The 15520-nt window shown below is 66.4% G+C and carries 13 protein-coding genes; 8 read left to right on the plus strand and 5 right to left on the minus strand.

What is annotated here, in order from left to right; all coding sequences use genetic code 11:
* The first annotated feature begins 7 nt into the window (after positions 1–7).
* Positions 8–754: a CbiQ family ECF transporter T component gene (locus V1Y59_RS08150; protein ID WP_330504304.1), complete on the plus strand. Its 747-nt coding sequence runs from the start codon at positions 8–10 to the stop codon at positions 752–754.
* The gene (locus tag V1Y59_RS08155) at positions 744–1541 is read left to right on the plus strand and encodes an energy-coupling factor ABC transporter ATP-binding protein (protein WP_330504305.1); all 798 of its coding nucleotides are present in this window, start codon (positions 744–746) and stop codon (positions 1539–1541) included. The genes V1Y59_RS08150 and V1Y59_RS08155 overlap by 11 nt, the downstream gene beginning before the upstream one ends.
* A 36-nt stretch (positions 1542–1577) precedes the next feature.
* Here V1Y59_RS08155 and V1Y59_RS08160 read toward each other — a convergent pair whose 3' ends face one another.
* Positions 1578–2312 carry a TVP38/TMEM64 family protein gene (locus V1Y59_RS08160; RefSeq protein ID WP_431309128.1) on the minus strand — a complete coding sequence of 245 codons (735 nt, stop codon included), beginning with the start codon at positions 2310–2312 and terminating at the stop codon, positions 1578–1580.
* A 126-nt stretch (positions 2313–2438) separates the two neighbouring features.
* Here V1Y59_RS08160 and V1Y59_RS08165 point away from each other — a divergent pair, with 126 nt between their 5' ends.
* The 5 genes from V1Y59_RS08165 (at position 2439) to V1Y59_RS08185 (ending at position 10388) form a co-directional block, all read left to right on the plus strand.
* Positions 2439–4355: a methylmalonyl-CoA mutase family protein gene (locus V1Y59_RS08165; RefSeq protein ID WP_330504306.1), complete on the plus strand. Its 1917-nt coding sequence runs from the start codon at positions 2439–2441 to the stop codon at positions 4353–4355.
* Positions 4352–6631 carry a methylmalonyl-CoA mutase gene (gene scpA / locus V1Y59_RS08170; RefSeq protein WP_330504307.1) on the plus strand — a complete coding sequence of 760 codons (2280 nt, stop codon included), beginning with the start codon at positions 4352–4354 and terminating at the stop codon, positions 6629–6631. The genes V1Y59_RS08165 and scpA overlap by 4 nt, the downstream gene beginning before the upstream one ends.
* A gap of 11 nt (positions 6632–6642) precedes the next feature.
* On the plus strand, positions 6643–7668 hold the full coding sequence (gene meaB / locus V1Y59_RS08175; protein ID WP_330504308.1) for a methylmalonyl Co-A mutase-associated GTPase MeaB: 1026 nt from the start codon (positions 6643–6645) through the stop codon (positions 7666–7668).
* Between the two features lie 198 nt (positions 7669–7866).
* On the plus strand, positions 7867–9231 hold the full coding sequence (locus V1Y59_RS08180) for a hypothetical protein (protein ID WP_330504309.1): 1365 nt from the start codon (positions 7867–7869) through the stop codon (positions 9229–9231).
* Complete coding sequence (locus tag V1Y59_RS08185; protein WP_330504310.1) at positions 9228–10388, plus strand: lipase family protein; 1161 nt, start codon at positions 9228–9230, stop codon at positions 10386–10388. Before V1Y59_RS08180 ends, V1Y59_RS08185 begins: the two co-directional genes overlap by 4 nt.
* A 10-nt stretch (positions 10389–10398) precedes the next feature.
* Here the strand turns inward: V1Y59_RS08185 and V1Y59_RS08190 are convergent, their stop codons facing one another.
* The 4 genes from V1Y59_RS08190 to V1Y59_RS08205 form a co-directional block, all read right to left on the minus strand.
* Positions 10399–11229, minus strand: a complete 831-nt coding sequence (locus V1Y59_RS08190) for a DUF5995 family protein (RefSeq protein WP_330504311.1) — start codon at positions 11227–11229, stop codon at positions 10399–10401.
* Between the two features lie 257 nt (positions 11230–11486).
* Positions 11487–12467, minus strand: coding sequence for an iron-siderophore ABC transporter substrate-binding protein (locus tag V1Y59_RS08195; RefSeq protein ID WP_330504312.1), 981 nt, complete (start codon positions 12465–12467; stop codon positions 11487–11489).
* Between the two features lie 48 nt (positions 12468–12515).
* Positions 12516–13238 (minus strand): SDR family oxidoreductase, encoded by a 723-nt coding sequence (locus V1Y59_RS08200; protein WP_330504313.1) that lies wholly within the window; start codon positions 13236–13238, stop codon positions 12516–12518.
* Positions 13235–13915, minus strand: a complete 681-nt coding sequence (locus tag V1Y59_RS08205; protein WP_330504314.1) for an isochorismatase family protein — start codon at positions 13913–13915, stop codon at positions 13235–13237. Before V1Y59_RS08205 ends, V1Y59_RS08200 begins: the two co-directional genes overlap by 4 nt.
* 24 nt (positions 13916–13939) lie before the next feature.
* Here V1Y59_RS08205 and V1Y59_RS08210 point away from each other — a divergent pair, with 24 nt between their 5' ends.
* Complete coding sequence (locus tag V1Y59_RS08210; RefSeq protein ID WP_330504315.1) at positions 13940–15517, plus strand: (2,3-dihydroxybenzoyl)adenylate synthase; 1578 nt, start codon at positions 13940–13942, stop codon at positions 15515–15517.
* The last annotated feature ends 3 nt before the right edge of the window (positions 15518–15520 follow it).

Raw genomic sequence — 15520 nt, forward strand, 5'->3', positions numbered from 1 at the left:
GACAGCCGTGAATCCGCTCGACGTCAGCGCGGCCACCAACCGATGGTCGACGAGACCGGCCGTCGAGAAGCTGTGGCTGTTCGGCGGTCTGCTCCTGTGTGCGATGCTGCTGCCGCCACCGACGGCAGCACCACTTGTGGTGGTTGCGACGCTGGTGGTGACGTTGACGTTGGCCCGGGTGAGGGCACGGCTCTTCTTCCTGGCGTTGCTGGGACCTGCGGTGTTCATCGTGCTCGGAGCGGTGCCGATCGCGGTGAGCCTGCGGGGCGGGTTGCACGTGGAACCCGGCGGGCTCGATCTCGCCGTCACCACGGGGCTGCGGGCGATTGCGGCTTCGGCGGCGACGATCGGATTGGCGGTCACCACGTCGGTGGCCGACCTTCTGGACCTGGCACGTCGCGCCGGGGTCCCCGCCGCCCTCTGCCACGTGGCCGATCTGACCTACAGGCTGATCGGCATACTGATTCGGTCGGTGGGTGCCGCGAGGGAGGCGTCCGGCCTGAGGTTGGGCCTGCGGAATCCGCGGGTGGCGATCTCGGTGGTGGGCACGCAGTTCGCTCTGGTCTTCGTTCGGGCGACCGACCGCGCGCACGCCATGTCGGAGGCGATGTCGCTGAGAGCCGAGCCCGGCATGACGGCGGTTCTGACCGCCGACCGACCGGCGCGGCCGGCACGATTGCTGGCCACGACCGGAGTACTCCTGTCGATTGTCGGTATGTCATTGCTGCTTGCGAGGATGTGGCATGTGGGTTGACGAACGGACCGCGGTCCTCTCCCTGGAGGGGGTCGGATTCCGCTTTCCGCGAGGCCGACAGGTCTTTGACCACGTCGACCTGACGCTGGGCACCGGGCAGTGCATTGCATTGCTGGGTGCGAACGGGTCGGGCAAGACGACGCTGTTGCGGATGCTCGCGGGTCTCGCCACACCGACATCGGGCGCGGTACGGCTCGACGGCACCGCGGTCACCGGCTCGCGAGCGGACCGAAACCGCCGTCGGACCAGCGTGCAGATGGTCCTGCAGGAGCCGGACGACCAGATCATCGGCGCCACGGTGCGCGCCGATGTCTCGTTCGGGCCCACCAATCTCGGACTCGATAGTGCCGAGGTGACGGTGCGCGTCGAGGAAGCGATGACGGCGTTGGGGATCGCTGACCTCGCCGAACGCATCCCCCATCACCTGTCGTTCGGCCAACGCAAACGTGTGTCGATCGCGGGAGCGATCGCGATGCGTCCACGCATCCTGCTTCTCGACGAGGCGACCTCGGGGCTCGATCCGCAAGCGGTCGACGACCTGCTGGTCACGCTGGCCGGTCTGGTCGAATCCGGAACGACGGTGGTTCTCGCCACACACGACGTGGATGTGGCGTGGTCCTGGGCGCGAGAGGTTCTCGTGATCGATGAGCGGCGGGTGCGTCGCGGTATCACCCATGAACTGCTGGTCGACACCGAGTTGATGGCAGCAGCACGACTCGGGGTGCCGTGGGGCGCACCGGTCTCGCGCGCACTCGGTCGACTCGTTCTCCGGCCCGAGGATGTGTGAGGCACAGCATTTCTGAAGCGGCTGATCGGGCGACGTTCAGCCAGGTGTGGGCGCTGACACGGGTAGTCGGGCGTCGAGGATCAACCCCGTGAGTCCCACGGCGAAGAAGCACGCACTGAGCAACAGCAACAGCGGGTTGCGTTGTCCGGCCATGGCATCGCCGAGCAGGACGACGGCGATGGTCCCGGGCGCCATACCCACGACCGTGGCGACCAGGTAGGGCAGCGCGGGCACCGAGGACAGCGCCGAACAGTAGTTCGCGACCGAGAACGGGCATGCCGCGATCAGACGCAGTGAGCCGACCGCCAACCACCCGCGCCTGCTGAGCCGATACTCCACGGACCGGACGACCGGCTTCGTCAGGTACGGACGCACGCGTTCCCGTCCGATGGCACGGACCAGCCAGAACGACACCATCGCCGACACGGTCGACGCGGCCATCGCGCCGACGATGCCGACCGCAGGACCGAACAGGACCCCGGACATCACGGTGAACGGAGACCGGGGGATCGGCGCGATGGTGATCAGCGCATAGGCACCGAAGAACACCCAGACAAAGACGGGACCGAGGTCTTCGCCCCACGATCGGACCGCGCTGATCGAGGGGATCGGGATGAAGTACGAGCTCACCAAGACGACCGCGACGACCGCGGTGAGGGTCAGGGCCGGCCGCACCACCCGGGGGTCGATGCGCCGGCGGCCGGGCCGGCCGACTTCTGGGTCACCCCCGGTCGGCGACGCGTTCGCAGTGGTGAGGGGGTCGGAGGGCACCGGGACACTCTACCCGCGGGCGACTGCGTGCTCCTTGTCACAACAGCCCTCCCATGTGGGCCGAGCGAGCGTTCGGCTAAAGTCGGGTACGCGCTCGACCCGAGCATGACGGAGGTACCACGCCCCATGTCGCAGACCACTGCGTCGACGTCCGATCGGCCCGACGGGCCGCTCGCCGAGGCCTATCAGTCCTGGTCAGATGCTGCCGCTGCAGTGCTGGCCAAATCCCGGCGGTCCACCGTCGAGGAGCTGCCGGGCACAGCGGAGGAACTGCTGTCCACCGACACGATCGACGGACTACGCATCCGCCCGCTCTACACCCGCAAGGACGAGACGGCCGAACCCGGACTCCCGGGCAGTTTCCCGTTCGTTCGCGGTGCCGACCCGGATCGTGACGTCGCGATGGGCTGGCGTGTCACCGAGCGATTCGGCGACGACACGGCCAATGCCGCCGAGGTCAACGGCAGCATCCTGGAAGCGCTGGCCAACGGGACCAGCGGGTTGTGGTTGCGCATCGGTGATGCGCTCGGCGCCGATGATCTCGCCACGCTGCTCGACGGTGTGTACCTCGACCTGATCCCGGTCACCCTCGACGCGGGTGCTGACGGGATCGCGGCGGCGCGTGCCCTGCTCGCCTTGCGGGAGAAGGCCGGCGCCGCGCCGCAGGCCGCCGCGCCCACTGCCGCCACTGTCACCTCGTTCGGTTTCTCGCCGTTGACGGCGGCGTTCTCCGGCCGGCCCACCGTCGACGTCGCGGAAGCCACCGCACTTGCCGCACAAGCGCCCTCATCGGTGCGATCCTTCCGCGTGGACGGCACCGATTTCGCCACCGCCGGTGCCGACAACGGACTCGAACTCGCGCTGATCGTCGCCGCAGCCGTCACCCACCTGCGGGATCTCACCGCCGTCGGTGTGTCCGCCGCCGACGCGTTGCGGCAGATCACCTTCGCGGTCTCCGCGGGTGACGATCAGTTCGCGACCATCGCCAAGTTCCGTGCGCTACGCAAGCTCTGGGCTCGGGTGGCCGAGGTCGTCGGCGCCCCGGACGCGGGTGCCGCACTGACCCACGGAGTCACCGACCTGTCGATGCAGAGTCAGCGTGATCCGTGGGTCAATATGCTGCGCACCACCATTGCGGCGTTCGGTGCGGGCGTCGGTGGCGCCGACCAGGTGACGGTTCTCGGCTTCGACGCGGCGATCCCCGCCGATCGGCGCACATCGAGTGCCACCTTCTCACGACGAATCGCGCGCAACACCCAGCTGCTCCTGCTCGAGGAATCCAACATCGGTCGGGTCCTGGACCCCGCCGGCGGATCGTGGTTCGTCGAAACGCTCACCGAGGAGATGGCCGCCAACGCGTGGGCCGTCTTCGGCGAGATCGAGACGGCCGGAGGCTATCGCGCAGTACTAGACTCGGGGTGGATCGCAGATCAGGTGAGCGCGACGCTCGCGCGCCGCGACGACTCCGTCGCTCATCGCCGGATCGCGGTCACGGGGCTCAACGAGTTCCCGAACCTCGACGAGAAGCCGCTGGGTACCGACGTGGCCGACATCGACGACGTCCCCGGGGGTTCGCCACGGCTGGCCCGGGTGGGTCGCGCCTTCGAAGAACTGCGGGATCGATCGGACGCCGCACTCGCCGAGACCGGCCGACGGCCTTCGGTGCTGTTGCTACCGCTCGGCCCGGTCGCCGAACACAATGGACGGACGACATTCGTCGCCAACCTCCTTGCCTCCGGCGGCATCTCGGCGATCAATCCGGGCCCGCTGACCCCCGATGCCATCGCGGATGCGGTGCGCGACGGCGACACGCCGATCGCCGTCCTGTGTGCGAGCAAGCAGCGCTACGCCGACGACGGGGCCGCCGCGCTCGCCGCGGCACGCGCGACCGGGCTGTCCACCGTGCTGATGGCGGGGCCCGACAAGGAATGGCCCGACGGAGAGAAACCCGACGGATCCCTGCGGATCGGCATCGACGCCGTCACCACCCTGCGTGAACTCCTTGACCAGCTCACCCACGAATCGGCGGGAGCATCATCATGACCCAGACCGAACCGACCAGCACGGCACAGGATTTCGGTGCCGTCCCCAGCTTCGCCGGGGTGGACCTGGATTCCGCGACCGCCACCACGAGCGAGTCGGCAGAGCCGGCAATCGAGCGGCTCGCGCGCGCACAGGGCCAGTCACCCGACGAGATCACCTGGAACACACCGGAACAGATCGACGTTCGGGCGATCTACACCCGGGCGGACCGGGACGCGGTGACCAACGACGACGAGCATCCGTACCCGCTGGACTCCATCCCCGGTGAGGCGCCGTTCATCCGCGGCCCGTATCCGACGATGTACGTCAACCAGCCGTGGACGATTCGTCAATATGCGGGCTTCTCGACGGCCGCCGAATCCAACGCCTTCTACCGACGGAACCTCGCCGCGGGCCAGAAAGGCCTGTCGGTGGCCTTCGACCTCGCCACGCACCGCGGATACGACTCCGACCATCCGCGTGTGGCCGGCGATGTCGGTATGGCCGGGGTGGCGATCGACTCGATCCTCGACATGCGTCAGCTCTTCGACGGTATCGATCTCGGGTCGGTGTCGGTGTCGATGACCATGAACGGCGCCGTTCTGCCGATCCTGGCGTTGTACGTCGTTGCGGCCGAAGAGCAAGGCGTTCCGCCGGAGAAGCTTGCCGGGACCATCCAGAACGACATCCTCAAGGAGTTCATGGTCCGCAACACCTACATCTATCCGCCGAAGCCGTCGATGCGGATCATCTCGAACATCTTCGAGTACACCAGCCAGAAGATGCCGAAGTTCAACTCGATCTCGATCTCCGGATACCACATCCAGGAGGCCGGGGCGACAGCCGATCTCGAACTCGCCTACACACTGGCCGACGGCGTCGAATACATCCGCGCCGGCCTCGAGGCCGGCCTCGACATCGACAAGTTCGCACCCCGGCTCTCGTTCTTCTGGGGTATCGGGATGAACTTCTTCATGGAGGTCGCCAAGCTGCGTGCGGCGCGCCTGCTGTGGAGCGAACTCGTCGCCGACTTCGCGCCGAAGAATCCGAAATCGTTGTCGCTGCGCACACATTCGCAGACATCGGGATGGTCACTCACCGCCCAGGACGTGTTCAACAACGTGGCCCGCACCTGCGTCGAGGCCATGGCTGCGACGCAGGGGCACACCCAGTCGCTGCACACCAACGCGCTCGACGAGGCCATCGCCCTGCCCACCGACTTCTCGGCGCGGATCGCCCGCAACACACAGCTGCTCCTGCAGCAGGAGTCCGGGACCACCCGGTCGATCGATCCGTGGGCCGGCTCCAACTACGTCGAATGGTTGACCCATCAGCTGGCGCAGAAGGCGCGCGCGCACATCCGTGAGGTCGAGGAGACCGGCGGCATGACCCAGGCCATCAACGAGGGGCTGCCCAAGCTCCGGATCGAGGAGGCGGCCGCCCGTACGCAGGCGCGCATCGATTCCGGCCGTCAGCCGCTGGTCGGGGTGAACAAGTACCAGGTCGCCGACGACGAGGAGATCGAAGTCCTCAAGGTCGAGAACTCCAAGGTGCGCGCCGAACAGCTCGAGAAATTGCAGCGCTTGCGCGCCGAGCGTGACGAGGGCGCGGTCCAGGCCGCCCTCGCCGATCTCACGCGGGCCGCAGCGTCCGACGAAGGCGGCCTGGAGAACAACCTCATGGCCCTCGCCATCGAAGCCGCCCGCCACCAGGCGACGGTCGGGGAGATCTCCGAGGCCATGGAAAAGGTCTATGGTCGCCATCAAGCGGAGATCAAGACCATCAGCGGGGTGTACCGACATGAGGCGGGCGAGGTGAAGAACGTCGACGCGGCGACCGAGATCGTCCGGCAGTTCGGCGAGGCCGAAGGTCGTCGTCCCCGTGTACTCGTCGCCAAGATGGGCCAGGACGGCCACGACCGAGGCCAGAAGGTGATCGCCACCGCCTTCGCCGATCTCGGCTTCGACGTCGACGTGGGCCCGTTGTTCGCCACCCCCGACGAGGTCGCAGCGCAGGCCGCGGACAACGACGTGCATGTCGTGGGTGTGTCCTCGTTGGCTGCCGGTCACCTGACGCTGGTGCCGGCGCTCAAGCAGGCGCTTGCCGAGGTGGGACGGCCCGACATCATGATCGTGGTCGGAGGTGTCATCCCGCCGGGCGACTTCGACGAGCTGTATCAGGCCGGCGCGTCGGCGATCTTCCCGCCGGGCACCGTGATCGCCGATTCCGCGGTCGAGTTGGTGACCAAGCTCGCGAGCGGTCTCGGGCACGAGTTGGCCGGGGTCGCCCCAGAGTGAGTCGTCCCAGCGTGACCTCCGAGGATAACGACGGCGCAGTCGCGGCGGCGCGCAGACGAATCGATGTCGACGCGCTGGAGAGTGGCGTTCTTGACGACCGCCGGGCCGACCTGGCGCGCGCGATCACGCTGGTCGAGTCGACCCGCGCCGATCATCGTGCCGCTGCCCAGGAGTTGTTGCTGCGTCTGACACCGCACTCCGGTAAGTCGTTTCGGGTCGGCATCACCGGCGTCCCCGGCGTCGGGAAATCGACGACGATCGAGGCGCTCGGCATGTACCTGATCGAGCAGGGACACAAGGTGGCGGTTCTCGCGGTGGATCCGTCGTCGACGCGGACCGGTGGGTCGATCCTCGGCGACAAGACCCGCATGGGCCGACTGTCCATGGACCGCAACGCCTATATCCGACCGTCACCGACCTCCGGCACCCTCGGCGGCGTTGCCAAGGCCACCAGGGAGACGATCGTGCTGGTCGAGGCCGCAGGCTTCGATGTCGTACTCGTCGAGACCGTCGGCGTCGGACAGTCCGAGGTGACCGTGGCCAACATGGTCGACACGTTCACCTTCCTGACGCTGGCGCGGACCGGGGATTCGTTGCAGGGCATCAAGAAAGGTGTGCTCGAGCTCGCCGACGTCGTCGTGGTCAACAAGGCAGACGGAAAGCACCTCAACGAGGCCAAGGGAGCGGCCCGCGAGCTCAAGAACGCGCTCAAGCTGATTTACCCGCATGACGCACTCTGGGTGCCTCCGGTGCAGACCATGAGCGCGCTGGAGAACACCGGTGTCTCCGAATACTGGGATGCCGTCTTGCGACACAAGCAAACCCTGAGCGACGCAGGACAGTTCGACTCCCGGCGCGCTCAACAGCAGATCGACTGGACCTGGGCGATGGTCAACGACATCGTGCTGTCTCGATTGGCACACAGTCCCGAGGTCAGGGCGATCCGTTCCGGGGTTGAACGCGACGTCCGTACGGGCGATCTCACCCCCGCGCTGGCCGCCCAACGCATCGTGGACGCCTTCGACGCTCGCGCATAGCGCAGCTTCCGCGACACGATTGTTGTGGAAATGGTCACCGGTCTTGGCCGTGCTGAGACAGGCCTGTTACTTTTCTTAGGGTCACCTAATCTTGGTGACCCTGGCCGGGGGGCGATCGATGGTCGTGGGCGGCGAGTGGACAAGTAACGAGTGGGTAGAGGGGTTGGGCGCTTGCTACGCCGACTGACGATCATCGTGATGGCTGCCGTCATCACGATCGGTTTCGCCGAAGGTCATGGTTCTCTCATCTCTCCGGCCGTTGCGGTACCGGCGGCGCCGTCGGTACCCGCTGCACCGAACGCCTCTGCCGAGGCGAAGAAGGAATGCGTCGGGTCGGACTTCGCCACCTTCGGCAAGATCTACGACGCGATCTTCGACTCGATCGTCCCGTACCTGCCGCCGCAGGTCCGCAAGGACCGTGCCAGGATCAAGGCGCAGGCTCATCGGGACATGGATCGGCTGCGCATCTCCAACATGGTGGTGTCCAATCACCCGAATCAGCTCGGTGCCGAGCGCGGGGACCCGATCATGAAGTATCGCGATCCCATCTCGCTGTATGTCGTGTCGCAGCTGCTGAATGTGCGCGAGGGCAAGCAGTTCCAGGCCATCACGGTCGAGAATCTGACCCTGGCGCAGGCCGTCGAGACGCTGTGGTTGCTCATCCACACCACCGTCATCATCCCGCTGACGGTGGTCTTGAGCGCCGTGCCGAACATCGCACCGATCTGGGGACCGATCAACGTGCGGTTCCTCGTCACGCTGCCGTTCTACATCGGCATGTACGGAGCGCGATATCTGTACCAGTTCATCTCGAGCGCGTTGGTGAACTCCTGTCTGGTCTCGATGACACAGGAAGAGCGGGACCGGGCCGGCAAGCCGGTCAAGGATCTGCGATTCGCGGGATCGGTACCGAAGTTCATCGACGAGATCGCCGGCCAGGTGGATCTCGCCGATCAGCGAGGCTGCGAACCGATCGGCAACCAGCCGATGTCCCGCATCGTCGACCGGACCACGAAGTATCTCGTCTACACCAACAAGGATCCGGCGACGAAAGCCGCGATCACCGGCATTTCCCGCGACATCGAGAACCGCATGCGCAACACGTGGGTGCCGGCCAATCTGATCCCCGCCGATCCGGCCGACTTCAACCAGATCGAGGGCCTGATCTCGTTGCTCGGCGGATACGTCTCGCCGGACATCCCGATCACCATCGGCGAGAACCAGTTCAGCATCGGCACGTCCGGGGCGCCGCTCGACATCGTGATCGGGCTGATCCACAACTTCAACCACGGCCAGAATCTGGGTGAGCAGGTCCGGCTCTGGGACCTGCCGGTCACCAAGTCGATGACGGCGGCGTACTACACGATGTACTTCAGCATCTATGTCGCCCAGACGATCTACGCCAATGCACTGCCGATCGCACTTCCCGGTGTGGCCCAGTACGTGCCGCGCCCGTTCGGGCTCTTCTACGCGCCGTTGAACTTCGGATTCAACGCGTACCACAACGTGTTGCGGTCGATGTGCTTCTCCGAGGACAAGAAAGTGGAGGCGGCAATAGCATGAGCCGACTGGCATCTCGCGTCATCGCCCTCGTGGGCGTGTTCGTCTTGACGATCACCGGCCTCGTGACGGCCTCGGTTGCCTGGGCCGCTCCGCAGCCGGAGGCCGGAACAGTCCTGAGCACTACCGACATCACCGATCGCCGTGACGCCAAGGTCGCCGGCGCCGGGAAGGTCATCGCGATGACCTATCTGTCGGAGGATCCGAAGGGTCAGCTGATTCCGGTCCGCGGGACCGTGATGATCCCGGCGAAGGCACCGCGTCCGGGCGGATGGCGTGTGCTGGGCTACGCGCACGGCACGGCCGGCCTCGGTGATCAGTGCACGGTGACCGGTCGGATGGGATTTGAAGGGCGCTACGACGACTGGCTCGGGCCGTGGCTGAAAGACGGCTACGTCATCACCGCGACCGAGTACGCCGGCATCGGCGGGCCCGGCGTGCACGCCTACCTCGACGGCGAGGTTTCCGGTAAGAACGTGCTGGATTCGGTGCGGGCCGCACGGACAGTTGTCGCACAGCAGGGTGGCAGCACATCGTCGGGTTACATCACCAGTGGCGCCTCGCAGGGCGGCCACGCATCGCTGTGGTCGGCCAGCCTGGCGGGTACCTACGCTCCGGAACTCACCAACGTCGGTGGTGTGGCGAGCTCACCGCCGGTCAACATCGCCGACTACTTCCAGTTGCTGCGACCCGGCGTGCCGCCGGTCGCCGTGCCGGATTACGTCACGTACTTCTCCTACGTGATGGCCGGGCTGAAGGTGGCTCGTCCCGACCTGGACGTGGACTCCTACCTCACTCCGCTGGGGCGCAAGGTGGTCGAGGACGCGAAGACCCTCTGCTACCCCAATCAGGGTCGTGCGACGCGGGGGATGAACGTCGGTCAGTTGATCGCCCGCCCATTCGACCAGGGGCCGCTGATCCCGGCTCTGCGCGAGGCGACCGGCGTGCCGACATCGGGCTACGGCGCACCGATGTTGGTCCAGCAGGGAACGCTCGACCCGGTGTCATTCGCGCCACTGACCACGCAGTTCGTCGACGAGATGCGCACCGACGGTGCCGATGTGGACTTCCGGCAAGCCCAAGCCGGGCATGGGCTGGGTGCGTGGGCTGAAACGGAGGCGCTGCAGTGGTCCAACGCCCAGCAGTGGCCCGGACGCTGAAGCTCTGGACTCAGAGTTCGGTCTGAATCGGCGCCGGGGTGGCCGCGACCTCGTTCAACACATGGATGTTGTGCGCGACGTCGCGGCTCTCCCGCGCAGCGATCTGGGTGACCGCACGATCGAGCACACCGATGAGCCCCGGCGGATCGAACACCAGGGCCGACTGATGTGACACACGACGGTCCCGGGCCCAGATCACTGGCGGCCGTGCGAAACCCGGAGTCGGCGCGAGAACGGTGGCGAACCGCCATGCGCTGTCCCGCAACGCTCGGATGGCCTCATTGATCACGAAGATCTGGTGATCGCGCAGCACCGCATAGATGTCGGCCAGTGCCGGTGAGATCTCGTTGACATCGGCGAGAACGCCGGCCACCTGACTCGCCAGGACGGCGTTGATGGTGTCGAAATCACGGCGGAGATCACGCAGCCGCCGTGCACTTCCGGCGACGTCGACCGTCGCGATGCCGAGATCGAGGACGATGTGGGTGTGCACCCCGGACAACATGTGCTGCACCAGGATCGGCTCAGGTTGCGTGGCGTGTTCGAAGGTCGTACGCCACGATCGGGTCGGCGCGGGGAACCGGTCGGGGTGAAACCAGCCATTCACCGCATCGAGATAGCGGGCGGCGAAGACGACGTCCAGCCGCTCCATCCGGGCGGCGTCGTCGAAGGCGCCCTCGTCGATGGCGATGCCGACGGCCAGAGTGATGCGTTTGTAAAGTGCGGCGAAGTAGCCGATCCGGCTCGCTTCGGAGCCGGCCCAGTCGACGATGACGTCGATCGCTGCGACGACTTCGTCGATCGTGTGGACCGCGGGAAGCGGTGGCGGTGGCCGGGTCATGTGACGATTGTCGGCCGCGCCGGGATCTATCGGTAGAGCGGAGAGGGGAATTCGGTTGATGAACGGACGGTGCGGGGGTCTCGATACGCCGGCTCGCAGGCTCGCGCGGCTACTCGACCAGCGAAAGGTCGGCTCGCGCGGCTACTCGACCGGAGGTGATCCTCAACCGTTGGTCGCGTATCGAGACCAGCTCCAACCGTTGGTCGAGTAGCCGCGACGAAGGAGCGGCGTATCGAGACCCCGTTACACGCGTCGTGTCACATCCGGTCGGCCACCGGATTCAGCAGCCCGATCACGTAATCCACCGACGGTGCGCTCGGCACACCGAATGCAGGGGCGTTGTCGTTGGTCAGGTACACGACGGTGTCGTTCTGCACGGCCGTGAGATTGTCCCATCCCGGGACGTTCTGGTACACGGTGTCGTCACCCAGTGTCCACGCGACCAGCAGGTCCGAGTTGAGCAGGTCGATACGCTCGGTCGAGATCGGCGACCGCGTCGCAGTCCCGTTGTGCTGTTCTGCGAGAGCAGGGTTCAGCGTGAACCCGAGCTGCTCGAGCAGGCCGGCGGCCGAGTCCTTCGTGGAGTTGATCGCACCGATCTGTCCGGTCGGCTGGAACTGGGCGAACGTGAAGGTCTTGCCCATCGCGTCCGGGTGATCGGACTTGAACTGCTCGATCTTCTCGTTGGTCTCGGTCACCAGATCCTCGGCCTCGGATTCGACTCCGAAGATCTGTCCGGTTGTGGTCGCGATGTCCTCCCACGTGTCGACGGTTGCGCCTTCCTGCATGACGGGGATGGTCGGCGCCAGACCGCTCAGCTGTTCGTAGCGTCGCTCGTCACCCAGGTAGCCTGCGAGGATCAGGTCTGGTTCGTACGCGGCGATCTCCGAGATGTCCAGCGAGGACTGCGAACCCACGACCTTCACCTCGGACTCGTGCTCCGGGGTCCACTCGAACTCGTTGTTGGGGCCCGCATATCCCTGCTCTTTGAACTCGGCCGTGATCGGGATGTCCAGCGCGGCCAGGGTGTCGGTCCAGTTGGTGAGCAGGGTGACGACGCGCTCGGGACGGTTCTCGATGGTGGTGCTGCCGTACTCGTGCTCGATGGTCACGGGCGTGTAGCGGGCGCTGCTGTCCGCCGATTCCTCGGACGGCGCCGAGCAACCCGCAACCAGTGCGATGAGCGCAGCGGTGGCCGCGACCAACGGGGCGCGGAGTGCAAAACGCTTGTTCTTCAAGACGATTACCTAACTTCGGGGACTTCTGACCAACGTGTACTTCGCCATTCACATGTCCAACGTTGCACCTCCGTCGACACGCAGATCGTGCATCGTCACGTGCCGAGCAGCATCGGAGGCCAAGTAGACCACCGCCGCCGCGATGTCATCGGGGTCGGCGATGCGTCGCAGGGGGATTCCGAGACGAAACCGACCAGGATCGCCGGCGATCACGGTTTCGCGGTCGGCGTCCGACGACCACATGCTGCGGAGCATCGATGTGTCGGTGGAGCCCGGGGACACGATGTTCACCCGGACGCCACTGGACGCGACTGCCAGCGCGACGCTGCGTGTGTACGAGGTCGCCGCTGCCTTGGAGGCGGCATATGCCGCCATGTCGGCGCGTGGCGTGGCGCCCGCGTTGCTCGATATCACCACGGCGGCACCGGTGCGCCGGGTCGACATCGCTGTCGCCGCGACGTCCAGTACGTTGCGAACTCCGGTCGCGTTGACCGCCATGCACGCATCCCAGTCGTCGCTGAGCACTCCGGCCGCGTGTACCAACAGGTCGATCTGCCCGTCCTGCTGTTCGGTTTCCTGCCATGCACTTTCGACGGCGGAGCGATCGGTGACGTCGACCCGGCGCCCGGCACCACCGGTGTCGAGATCCCAGGCGTGGACCGTCGCGCCGGCCGCCTCGAGCGCGGTGACCACAGCCTGGCCGATGCCGCCGGCGGCTCCGGTGACCACAGCGGTACGGCCCTCGATGCCGGCGACGGGCGCGGTGCTCATCGGTGCGAGCCGGTGTGGATCGTCGAGGTGTCGACGGTCATCTCGGTGGTGACGGACAGTGCATCGACGACATGTGCGGTGGTGCAGACGAGTCCCGCGCGTTTGCCGATGTAGTCGGCTGCCATCTGGTGTTCGTCTCGGGTGAAGTCGCCCATCGCGTCGACGACGAAGAACGGTGCCACATCGCTCATGAACGCCTCGGTGGCGCTGATCATGCAGCCCATGTGGGCATACACCCCGACGACGATCAGCTGATCGCGGCCCTTGTGACCGAGCAGCTGGCGCAGGTCGGTGCGCTGGAAACCCGAGTATCGCCACTTCGTGACGGTGATGTCGCCCGCACCCGGGGCGAGTTCATCGACGATCTCCTCGTCGTGACCGGATTCCAGGCCAGTGCCCCAGAAGTCGGCGAGAATACCTCGACGGGAGGGATGCTGATCACCTGGTTGGGCGGTGTAGACAACCGGCACGCCTGCGTTGCGGCATGCGTCGCGAATCCTCATCATGTTCGGCAGTGCGCTGCGCATCGGTTCGTGGTCGCGCTGGTAGGCGTCGATGAAGTAGCGCTGCATGTCGTGGATCAACAATGCGGCACGTCTCGGCTCCAGGGTCCAGTCGACGCGAGCGGGAAACGGGCCGCGGGGGATGGGGTAGGGGGCGATAGACGGAATGGCCACAGGATTAGGGTAGCCTCACCTCTCGTGACGTTCTCACCGTGGCCCCCCGAGCTCGCCGAACGCTATCGTGTGCAGGGCTTATGGACCGGAGAGACCTTCGACGATGTCCTGCGTGCGCGGGCCGGCGACCCCGACATCGCCTCGCGTATCGCGGTCGTCGACATCGACCGTCGACTCACCTACGCCGAGCTGCACCAGCGGGTGGATCGGCTTGCGGCAGGACTGCACTGCCTCGGTCTCCGGCCCGGTGACCGGGTGCTACTGCAGATCCCCAACCGGGTCGCCTACGTGGAGACCGTTTTTGCTCTGTTCCGTGCGCGTCTGCTGCCGGTGTTCGGGCTGCCCGCCCATCGCGAGGCCGAGTTGGTGGGGATCGCGAGGTCGGCGGAGGCCGCAGCGATCGTGGCGCCTGGGGTTCACGAAGGATTCGATCACCGTGCCCTCGCCGAGACCGTCGCCGCACAGGTCGACTCGGTGCGTCATCTGATCGACGTCGACGACCTGGAAACGTTGTTCGCCGATCCCGTCGACCACGGGCGCGCCGATCCCTCCGGGTTGGCGTTCCTACAGTTGTCCGGTGGCAGTACCGGCGTCCCGAAACTCATTCCACGCACCCACGACGACTACCTGTACAGCGTGCGGCGCAGCAACGAGGTGTGCGGTGTCACCGACGCGACCGTGTACATGGCGACACTGCCGGTGGCACACAACTTCCCGATGAGTTCGCCGGGCATCCTGGGAGCGATGTACGCGGGAGGCACCATCGCCCTGACCGCCTCGCCCACGCCGTCCGTCGCGTGGGAACTGGTGGAGCGCGAGCGGGTCACGATGACGGGTCTGGTCCCGCCGCTGGCGCGGTTGTGGACCGAGACCGCCGAGCGGGGCGCGACATTCGACATCTCGTCGCTGGAGACCGTACAGGTGGGCGGCGCCCGGTGTCCCGACGAACTGGCACGGCGGATCGGCCCGGCACTCGGTGTCCGACTGCAGCAGGTGTTCGGAATGGCCGAGGGACTTGTCTGCTACACGCGGCTCGACGACCCGCTCCAGGAGGTGTGCACCACGCAGGGTGCGCCGATGTCCGACCAGGACGAACTCCGTCTGGTCGACGAGGACGGCGATCCGGTGACCTCGGGCCCCGGGTTTCTCGAGACCCAGGGGCCGTACACGATTCGCGGGTACTGGAAGGGCGCGGGCGCCGACTCCTTCGCACCGGACGGCTGGTACCGCACAGGTGACGTCGTGGAGTTCATCGACCGCGGAAACCTGATCGTTCGCGGCCGGGGCGGGGACCGGGTCAACCGTGGGGGCGAGAAGGTCTCCGCGGAGCAACTCGAAGAGCAGCTCCTCACCCACCCCGGCGTGCGTGATGCCATCGTCGTCGCCGTGGCCGACGCCTATCTCGGCGAACGGACCTGCGCCTACGTGATCCCCGAAAATCCCGACGATCCGCCGAATCTGGCCGGAATCCGCCGATTCGTGCGTGAGGGTGGGCTGGCCGAATGGAAACTGCCCGACACCGTCAAGGTCGTCGAGCAGTTCCCGGAGACCGGTGTGGGCAAGGTCAGCCGAAAGAAACTGCGCGCCATCCTCGCCGGATAGCCC

The sequence above is a fragment of the Gordonia prachuapensis genome, from assembly GCF_036350515.1.
In the GTDB taxonomy this organism is placed as follows: Bacteria; Actinomycetota; Actinomycetes; order Mycobacteriales; family Mycobacteriaceae; genus Gordonia; species Gordonia prachuapensis.